Annotated in this window: 1 protein-coding gene; it reads right to left on the bottom strand. The window is 62.6% G+C overall.

The window, feature by feature from the left end; all coding sequences use genetic code 11:
• Positions 1–342, bottom strand: a 342-nt coding sequence (locus EN850_RS34600) for an FIST C-terminal domain-containing protein (RefSeq protein WP_348642455.1), incomplete at both ends; no start/stop codon positions are given.

Genomic DNA, 342 nt, shown 5'->3' with positions numbered 1-342 from the left:
AATGTTTTTGGGGTGGGCGATGGACAGAACCACGCCGTAGTCGATGGCGCAGAAGAAGGACAGCGAGCCGTCGGCGTGCATGCGCTGGATCGAGCGGCAGTAATATTCGCCGCCGACCTTCACCACGACGGGATGCGAGGCAAAGCTCAGCGGCGTCAGCGTCTGCGGCACGATGCCGACGGAGGCCGCATATTCCTCCGCCGCGTTGGTGGCGTTGAATTCGCGCACGACGCGGTGATCCGGATCGGAGGCCGTCACCACCAGCTTCTCGTCGGTCGGGATGAAATTGTCCGTCTTGAAGACATGGAAGGGGATTTCGGTGGCGACCAGCACGACGACGGC

Origin of the sequence: Mesorhizobium sp. M8A.F.Ca.ET.207.01.1.1, from assembly GCF_004794715.1 — a bacterium.
In the GTDB taxonomy this organism is placed as follows: domain Bacteria; phylum Pseudomonadota; class Alphaproteobacteria; order Rhizobiales; family Rhizobiaceae; genus Mesorhizobium.
Note: the sequence above shows the minus strand (reverse complement) of the source record. Positions and strands in the feature narration are given on the sequence as shown.